This window comes from Streptococcus parasanguinis, from assembly GCF_019929185.1.
In the GTDB taxonomy this organism is placed as follows: Bacteria; Bacillota; Bacilli; order Lactobacillales; family Streptococcaceae; genus Streptococcus; species Streptococcus parasanguinis_O.
In genome coordinates this window covers 1-950 of record NZ_JAHZPC010000034.1, presented here as the reverse complement: position 1 = coordinate 950, position 950 = coordinate 1, and the positions used below count along the sequence as shown (strand labels likewise).

Genomic DNA, 950 nt, shown 5'->3' with positions numbered 1-950 from the left:
ATCTCCTTTAAAAATACATATTAGACACGATCATTAATAGGTGATAAGATGAATGTATGAAATAATAAAGGAGGAATGAATATGTGCAGAACCATAGTAGGAGTATCCGCTAATCTCTGTCCGGTTGATCCGGAAGGGAAGAACCTTCATTCCTCCGTTTCCAGCCAGTTTGCAGAAGGGATTCGTCAAGCAGGCGGACTTCCAATGGTTATTCCGATGGGAGATATTTCCTTAGTCAAGGATTATGTTGAAACCATTGATAAATTGATCTTGAGTGGGGGCCAAAATGTGGACCCGAGTCTTTATGGTGAAGAAAAAACTATCGAGAGCGACGATTACAACATCAAACGCGATCAATTTGAGCTTGCCCTACTGAAGGAAGCAGTACGCCAAAACAAACCGGTTCTAGGAATTTGCCGTGGGGTTCAGTTGATCAATGTGGCTTTTGGAGGAACACTCAACCAAGAGATCGAAGGGCATTGGCAAGGACTTCCGTTTGGGACTTCCCATTCTATCCAGACTAAAAAAGGCAGTGTGGTAGAGCAGCTTTTTGGACAGGCCAGTCGGATTAATTCCGTGCACCGTCAAAGCATCAAGGATCTCGCACCGAATTTCCGTGCGACCGCCTTTGATCCGCGCGATCACACCATCGAAGCCATTGAAGCTGTAGATGGTCATCGCATTATGGGCTTGCAGTGGCACCCAGAATACTTGGTTAATGAAGAAAAAGGGAATTTAGAACTTTTTAAATACTTATTACAGGAATTATAAAAAAAGAGGTTGAAGTTGGGTCAACCTCTTTTTTAGTGCACATAGGATATTTTACTCCATGTTTTCCTGACTCTTATCGTGTGCCAACAGGTAAAAGATTAAAGATAGGGAGTTTTCCCAATGTATTTGTGAAAGAATGAGATAGGATATTTCCTGATTCACAATAGGCGATAGATAAA

General features: G+C 42.0%; 1 protein-coding gene. It reads left to right on the top strand.

Annotated features, from left to right (window positions below; translation table 11 throughout):
- Positions 1–81 precede the first annotated feature (81 nt).
- Positions 82–771 carry a gamma-glutamyl-gamma-aminobutyrate hydrolase family protein gene (locus K1I56_RS09935; protein ID WP_223325866.1) on the top strand — a complete coding sequence of 230 codons (690 nt, stop codon included), beginning with the start codon at positions 82–84 and terminating at the stop codon, positions 769–771.
- The last annotated feature ends 179 nt before the right edge of the window (positions 772–950 follow it).

Bases quoted from the DNA above. Each gene is read 5' to 3' on its own strand.
- K1I56_RS09935 (WP_223325866.1), top strand. From the start codon at position 82: ATGTGCAGAACCATAGTAGGAGTATCCGCTAATCTCTGTCCGGTTGAT.